The sequence below is a fragment of the Mycobacterium persicum genome (assembly GCF_002086675.1).
Taxonomy (GTDB): domain Bacteria; phylum Actinomycetota; class Actinomycetes; order Mycobacteriales; family Mycobacteriaceae; genus Mycobacterium; species Mycobacterium persicum.
In genome coordinates this window covers 1-7,342 of sequence record NZ_MVIF01000160.1, presented here as the reverse complement: position 1 = coordinate 7,342, position 7,342 = coordinate 1, and the positions used below count along the sequence as shown (strand labels likewise).

At 65.0% G+C, this 7,342-nt stretch carries 7 protein-coding genes; 4 read left to right on the top strand and 3 right to left on the bottom strand.

All coding sequences use genetic code 11. The features are described from left to right. The first annotated feature begins 350 nt into the window (after positions 1–350). Entirely contained in the window at positions 351–857 is a 507-nt protein-coding gene (locus BST40_RS26775) for a macro domain-containing protein (protein WP_075546706.1), read from the top strand. Here the strand turns inward: BST40_RS26775 and BST40_RS26770 are convergent. Then, positions 842–1,144 carry an MTH1187 family thiamine-binding protein gene (locus BST40_RS26770; protein WP_075546705.1) on the bottom strand — a complete coding sequence of 101 codons (303 nt, stop codon included), beginning with the start codon at positions 1,142–1,144 and terminating at the stop codon, positions 842–844. The two genes, BST40_RS26775 and BST40_RS26770, sit on opposite strands and share 16 nt — an antisense overlap. Positions 1,145–1,201: 57 nt before the next feature. On the opposite strand from BST40_RS26770, the gene dtd reads away from it, so the two are divergent. Together dtd and BST40_RS26760 are read left to right on the top strand one after the other, a co-directional pair. Then, positions 1,202–1,633: a D-aminoacyl-tRNA deacylase gene (gene dtd / locus BST40_RS26765; RefSeq protein WP_075546771.1), complete on the top strand. Its 432-nt coding sequence runs from the start codon at positions 1,202–1,204 to the stop codon at positions 1,631–1,633. A 16-nt stretch (positions 1,634–1,649) separates the two neighbouring features. Further along, positions 1,650–2,561, top strand: coding sequence for a class I SAM-dependent methyltransferase (locus BST40_RS26760; protein ID WP_075546704.1), 912 nt, complete (start codon positions 1,650–1,652; stop codon positions 2,559–2,561). On the opposite strand, the gene BST40_RS26755 is transcribed toward BST40_RS26760, so the two are convergent. Next, positions 2,551–3,576, bottom strand: coding sequence for an alcohol dehydrogenase catalytic domain-containing protein (locus BST40_RS26755; RefSeq protein ID WP_083156318.1), 1,026 nt, complete (start codon positions 3,574–3,576; stop codon positions 2,551–2,553). The genes BST40_RS26760 and BST40_RS26755 overlap by 11 nt on opposite strands. 10 nt (positions 3,577–3,586) lie before the next feature. Next, positions 3,587–5,515, bottom strand: coding sequence for a flavin-containing monooxygenase (locus BST40_RS26750; RefSeq protein WP_075546702.1), 1,929 nt, complete (start codon positions 5,513–5,515; stop codon positions 3,587–3,589). 843 nt (positions 5,516–6,358) lie between these two features. Here BST40_RS26750 and BST40_RS26740 point away from each other — a divergent pair. Further along, positions 6,359–7,057: a hypothetical protein gene (locus tag BST40_RS26740; RefSeq protein ID WP_131808280.1), complete on the top strand. Its 699-nt coding sequence runs from the start codon at positions 6,359–6,361 to the stop codon at positions 7,055–7,057. Positions 7,058–7,342: the final 285 nt, after the last annotated feature.

The window sequence follows — 7,342 nt, the reverse complement described above, 5'->3', positions numbered from 1 at the left end:
GCCCTGACCACCCGGCTGGCCGGGTTCGCCGGGCTGGCCGGGCAAACCCTCCGTGGGAGTGTCGGCGTTCATGCCCGTCGGGCCGGTGGTGGGGTAGGACCAAGGGCCATGTGCCTGCCTTTCTGCAAGGCGCCAGGTTTCTGCGCTCGAGTCAAACTACCCGACCCAGCTGACGGTTGGCCGAGATTCGCGCGGTAACTGCGCCCGGTCGCAGACGCGTTGCCCGGTTGATCGTCGGCCATCGAGGCGGCTGGCGGCTGCTACCGTCGAGCTGCCTCAGCCATTTCTGTCGGATCTGCTCGCCGTGCAGGGCGGGTGATTGCCGGTGTTCGGCGCGCGAGAATGTGTGCATGATCGACTTAGAGGTACTTCAGGCCGACGTGACCGAGCTCGAACTCGACGCGATCACCAACGCCGCCAACACTCAACTTCGCCACGCCGGCGGCGTCGCCGCGGCGATAGCGCGCGCCGGCGGACCGGAAGTGCAGCGCGAATCGAACGAGAAGGCACCCATCGGACTTGGGGAAGCGGTCGAAACCACCGCGGGCGCGATGCCGGCGCGCTACGTCATCCACGCGGCGACGATGGAGCTGGGCGGAGCGACCTCAGCCGAGATCATTAGCCGCGCCACCGCTTCGACCCTGCGCAAGGCCGACGAGCTGGGCTGCCGCTCGCTGGCCTTGGTGGCATTCGGCACCGGCGTCGGCGGATTCCCGGTCGAGGAGGCGGCGCGACTGATGGTCGACGCGGTTTGTCGGCACCAAGCGAATTCGCTGCGGCGGGTGGTGTTTGCCGTCCACGGCGGCGCGGCCGAGCGGGCGTTCACCGCGGCGGTGCAGGCTCAAGGCGACAGATAACGCTCGACGGAAGCAACCTTCTGCGTCATCGCGTTTACCGCCCCCTGACGCCAATCCGCTTTGATCACCGTGCTCACCCGTGGCGCGCGAGCGGCCACCGCCTCCACCGCGCGCTGCACTACCGCCATCACTTCTTCCCAGGTATCGCCCTCGATCACGGTGAACATCGAATCCGTCTCATTGGGCAGGCCGGAATCGCGGACCACCCGAACCGCTTCGGCCACAATCTCGCCGACCCCCTCCCCCACGCCCAGCGGAGTGACGGAAAACGCGACCAGCACCGACATACGACGAGACTACCCAGCGTGTTCGCGGTCAAAGCCGTCCTGGCAGCATCGAACTCCATGCGGATTCTGGTCCAACGGGTCTCGTCGGCGGCGGTGGTAGTCGACGGCAAGGTCGTCGGCGCCATCCGGCCGGAGCGACAAGGCCTGCTGGCATTCGTCGGCGTCACCCACACCGACGATCCCGACAAGGCGCGGCGGCTCGCCGAAAAGCTGTGGAACTTACGGATTCTCACTGACGAGAAGTCCGCGTGCGACGTCCACGCACCGATCTTGGTGGTCAGCCAGTTCACCCTCTATGCGGATACGGTCAAAGGCCGGCGGCCCTCGTGGAACGCCGCCGCACCGGCCGCTGTGGCCGAGCCGTTGGTAGCGGTGTTCGCCGAAGCGTTGCGAGGCCTGGGTGCACACGTGCAAACCGGGGTCTTCGGTGCGCACATGCACGTGGATTTGGTCAACGACGGCCCCGTGACGGTAATGCTGGAGCTGTGACACGAGAGGACGGCCCGTGACAACACCTGAATTCGGATCGCTTCGCTCCGACGACGACCAGTGGGACATCGTCAGTAGCGTGGGCTACACCGCGTTGCTGGTGGCGGGATGGCGCGCGTTACATGCCGTCGGCCCGCGCCCGCTGGTCCACGACGACTATGCCGAACACTTCGTCGCCGCGTCCGGGGACCCGTATTTGACCGAGCTGCTTGCCAACCCGGTAACCTCCGACGAGCAGACGGCCTTCCCCCGCCTCTACGGCGTGCAGACCCGCTTTTTCGACGACTTCTTCCGGTCGGCCGCCGACGCCGGGATCCGGCAGGCGGTGATCGTCGCCGCCGGCCTGGACTCGCGCGCCTATCGACTCGATTGGCCTTTCGGAACAACGGTTTTCGAGATCGACCTGCCGAAAGTTCTGGAATTCAAAGCACGCGTTCTGGCCCAGCGGAACGCCGAGCCCAAAGCCCGCCGCAGCGAGGTGCCCGCCGACCTGCGTACCGACTGGCCGGAGCGGCTGAAAGCGGCCGGCTTGGATCCGCGACAACGCGCCGCCTGGTCGGTGGAAGGCCTGTTGATGTATCTGACCGGCGATGCCCAAGACGCGCTGTTCGCAAGGATCGACGAACTGTCGGCACCCGGCAGTCGAGTTGCCGTGGGCGCCTTGGGCACCCGCATCGACCACCAGCAACTGGCCGCTCTGGAAGCGGCCCACCCAGGGGTCAATCTGTCTGGCAACGTGGATTTCTCGGCTCTCAGCTATGACGACAAGACCAACCCGGCGCAATGGCTGGCCGGGCGCGGGTGGGTGGTTGAACCCGTCCGCAACACCCTCGAGTTGCAGGCCGGCTACGGAATGACGCCTCCGGAGGTGGACGTGCAGATCGACGGTTTGATGCACTCCCAATACATCACGGCTACTAAGGGGTGAGCAGGACCTTCACGTCGTCGCCCGACCGGGAACCCGCTATCGCGTAGCCCTTGGCCGCCTCGTCCAACGGCAGCGCCGTGGTGAAGATGCCGTCGACGTCAAGGCGGCCCGACCGAAGCAGCGGGATCAACTCCCCCCAGGTGCGCTGCACCGGCGCTATTGTCAGCCGCAGCGTGATGCTGCGCAGCAGACAAGCCAGGGCCGGAAGCGGAAACGGCTGCAGATCATGTACCCCGACGACCGAGACGGTGCCGCCGGGCCGCACCGCGGTCAGCGAGTCGGTGATGGACGCGTCGGTGCCGACGGCGTCGATCACCGCATCCGCGCCACGGCCACCCGTGGCGGCAAGAACGGCCTCCGCCGCCGGCGAGCCGACGGGTGTGGCGCCCCATCCCGCGGCGCGGCGCAGCCGGCCCTCGACTCGGTCCACAGCGAAAACCGTTGCCGCACCGTGAAGGAACGCGGAGCGCACCGCACACAGCCCGACCGCGCCCAGACCGATGACCGCTACCGTTGCGCCGAACGATATGTCGGCCCGGCGGGCGGCCGCCCAACCGGTGGCGAGATTGTCGGTCAGCAGCAGCGCCTGCTCGGTGGTGATCGCATCGGGAACCTTGAGCACCTGGAAGTCGGCGGCGGGCACTGCCAGCAGATCGGCCTGCGCGCCGCCCAGCGCGCCGGAACCGAAAATCTGTGGGCCCAAACGACACATCGCCGGGTCGCCGGTCGCGCACCCCTCGCAGCCGCCGCAGCCGGCGACCGAGGACACCAGGACCTGGTCACCAACCGTGACGGAACGCACCTGCGGTCCGGCTTCGACGACGGTGCCGACCGCTTCGTGACCGAGGGCGACCGGTTCGGCCAGTGGATAGTCGCCGTCGTAGAAATGCAGATCCGAACCGCAGATACCGGCGGCGCTCACGGCGACGATGACGCCGTCGGGTCCGGTAAGCGCCGGGTCCGGACGGGTGTCGACGCCGATGCTTCCCGGCCCGTCGATGACTACCGTGCGCATGTCGGGGTGCTCACTTTCTTTGTCGCAGAACGAATTGAGACCAGTCCGGTTCTCGCACCGCCGCCCAGTACTGACTGAGCCGCCACGGGCTGACGGTGTGGATTTCCCCGTCGGCATTCTTGAAGTAAGAGTGTTTGACGGCCGGATGTGACCACACCATCTGCTGTATTGCGGCCTGGGTACGCTGATGCCATTCAGTGGCGGCTCGAGCCGTCGGCTCCATCGAATGCACATCGTTGGCAATCAGGTGTTCCAGGCAGAGATTGATGTAGCGCATCTGGAGTTCGGACTGGAAGATCAGGCTACCGCCATGGGCCAGATGAGTGCCGGGCCCGTAGATGAGGAACAGGTTGGGAAACTCCGGAACCGTGATGCCAAGATAGGCACAGGGCCGGGTGCCCCAGCTGTCGCGCAGGTCAATCCCGTTGCGGCCGAGGATCTTCAGCGGCCACAACACGTCGGTGTGACGAAACCCGGTGGCGTAGATGATGACGTCGACGGGGTATGGCTGACCGTCTTCGGTGACGATGCCGCCGGGTGTGATTCGCCGGATCGGCGTGCGCACCAATTCGACGTTGTCCCGTCGCAAGGTCTGCAGCCAGCTGCCGTTGTCTTGCAATGTCCGCTTACCAGTGGCGGGATAGTCGGGCATCACCTTCGCCAGCAGCTCGTCGTCGTCACCGACCTGGCCGGTGATCCACTGGCTGAACATCATCCGGGCCGCGGCGTTCATCTCGCTGACGGCATAGTCCTGGTCGGGGTAAGTCGGGTCGGTACGCGCCGCGTCGAGTCCCTTGTCGGCGCCCGGCCACAGCAGCAGGAATCGATACCATCTGCCATAGAACGGCAGGTGCCGCATCGCCCAGCGCACGCCGTCGCCCACTTCGGCGTGATACATCGGGTTGGGGAACATCCATTGGGCGGTGCGCTGGAAGACAATGAGCTGCTCGACGCCGCCGGCGATCGCCGGCGCGATCTGAAAGCCACTGGCCCCCGCCCCGACCAGCGCGGCCCTTTTGCCGGTCAAGTCGACGGAGTGGTCCCAGGCCGCGGAGTGAAACGACGGTCCGGCGAACGTGTCGGCACCATCGAATGCCGGGATATACGGTCGGTTCAGCTGACCGACAGCGGTGATGACGGCCCGCGCGTTGACGGTGGTCTGGCCGTCGGGCGACCGCAACGACACCGTCCACATGCCGTCGTCGTCGTGCCACTCGGCGGCCAGTACCTCGGTGTTCCACCGCACCTGCTCGGACACGCCGTACTTGTCCATCACCTGGGTGAAATAGTCTCGCAGCTCCCACTGTTCGGCGAAGAAATGTGTCCAGTCGTTGTTGGGTTCAAAGCTGTAGCAATAGAAATGGTTCGCCACGTCAACCCGGGCTCCGGGATAGCTGTTCTCCCACCATGTTCCGCCCGGGCCGGCGTTTTTCTCCATGATGGTGAAGGGAATGTTGGCCTGCTTCAACCGGATTCCGGCCAGAATTCCGGATTCGCCGCAGCCGATCACCACGACCGGCAGCTGGGCAGCGCGCTCGGACGGGATGGGGGCGGGTCGGCGGGGGTCGACTCCATCGAGGTCCATCTCTTCCAGCACCAGGGGTAGGTAGTCGTCGGGAACGTGTTCGCAGGCCGCCCAATCCATCATTTCCCGGATCAGGTCGATGCTCAGCGGCTCGGGTTCGGGGCAGCCGAGGTCGCGGTACTGCGAGATTACCGATAGGGCTTCGGCGCGGGCGCGGGCCTTGTCCTCCTCGGACATGAATCCCTGGACTTCGTTGAGGAAGAGCCCCATCGGCTTGAAGTCACGAAGAAAACGGGGATCGCCGGTGATGTGCACCAGCGACAGCAACAGTGTCGGGATGCTGACGTCGTCGAGCGCGGACGCGATCTCCGGGGTGGAGGTGGTGAAGGGCAGGCCGGCGTACCCGCTGCGCATCGAAGCCGATCCTTTCGCACGATTCCCAATTACGATACTGAGCGTTTCGTAATTGTCTGGCATTACGCTACCCGCGGCCGGGTGCCCGATCAAGGGAATCTCGCGGCGCTATGGTGCGCGGCGCAAACAGCGCAGCGTGGATAAGACGCATCGGGGACGTCGGTTCGGGCCCTCGATTTCGGGAACGGGCTACGGTGTCACTCAACGCCGGAGTGACGAGTCCACATTTCAGTTGTCCGCGCGATTGTGCCACCCGCGGGATGTCGGCGAAGACCAAAATCCGTTGTTGTTTTGTTGGTATTCAGGCAGATACTCCCGACCCTCGGACTCAATACTGACCACCACGCAGAATTCCGATACGGTGAAAAACGCCAAGCGATCGATAACCGGATCGACAACACCCGAACGCGGGTATGCAGCTGCGAATTGATGCAACAAATCGACCGCGCGACATTAGACGGTTCGGCCCAACAAATTGCGAGCACCCCGGGGCTCCCGATACGCTATGCCGCAATGGACGCTGAGTACACCGTGCGCGCGGAAGCCGCGAACATGCGGAGTTCCGCGGATTCGTCGTGTGCGGTTGCGTCCGAAGATGCGGGCCGACCGGACGACCCGGACCGGACGACGCGAGGCTGCTGATGCTGCCACCGAGTTTGCTGATTTCGGGGACGTCGATCGGGCACCTAGGTGTCGCTTGTCAGATCAACGAGATGAGGTCGGCGCGGGGTTTGCGCGAGGTCGGCGATGGTTGAGCCGTTCGCGGCTGATCCGGCCCCGTTGGTCGACGCGGTCGAGCGGGCGGCCGAGTTCCTGGGTTATGCCGAAAGTCTGCTTGCCGAAATGGACCGGCTGTTCGGCACGTCGGATGAGACGTGGACGACGGAAGGTGTGGCGCGCCGCCCGACAACCGCCGGCCCGGGCAGCGAGGACCATCTCCGGCATAGCGACAGCCCGAGCGACGACGAGAAGACACCCGAATTCCGCAATTCAACCGATGGCCTCGTAGTCGCTGGCACCTACTATCTGCCGGGCAGTTTGCCGTCATACGACGAGCTGGTGGAATTGACAAAGACGGATCCCGATACGGCCTACTATTGGTCGGGTCTTGATGCGCGGGGAGTGAGCGTCGGGCCGGACGGTTCGAGAATCGCCGAACAGCTGGCGGGTGAGGCGAACGGCACCACACTGAAAATGCTGCTCGAACGAAATGGGATGCAGCCAATTCCGGGATGGAATAAGTGTGACCCGGAACTGGTCCGGTTTTGGCACGACGCGGCCAGGGCATACGCCGACAACTGCAGTGGGACGGTAACCGCAGTCGTGGGATGTGATGTGCGCCCCGACAACATCTGGCAGACCGTCGAGGTACCCCGACTGACGGATAACCCGAACGTAGCAAGGATCGTTCAGATGGATCCGGACTCTCGGCTGACAACCGTGATATTCGAACGGTACATCGAGGAGTGTTCATGGCGGGGCCAGGCGGACGTTGTCGAACCGGGCCGGGCGATCCAGTTCGTCGAACCACCATCCGCATGACTATGACGGGGAACCTCGGCGCATCTCCCGCAGGCTCGCATGGCTGAGGCGGCGCCGCCAAGAAGCGCGCGTGGCGGCCGGGGGTGAGCGGGTGCTCGGTGCTGGTTGATGGTTGTGGGGTGGGTGGTGGCGTGACGGTTTTGTTGGTCAATCCTCCGGGGGTGCGTGCCAACGGGCGGTCTTATGTCGACGCGCAAAAACTGTGGGGTCCGTGGGTGTATTCGTCGATGCCGATGGAGCATTTGGGGTTGATGTCGATCAAGGCTTACGCCAGGGCGCGTGGGC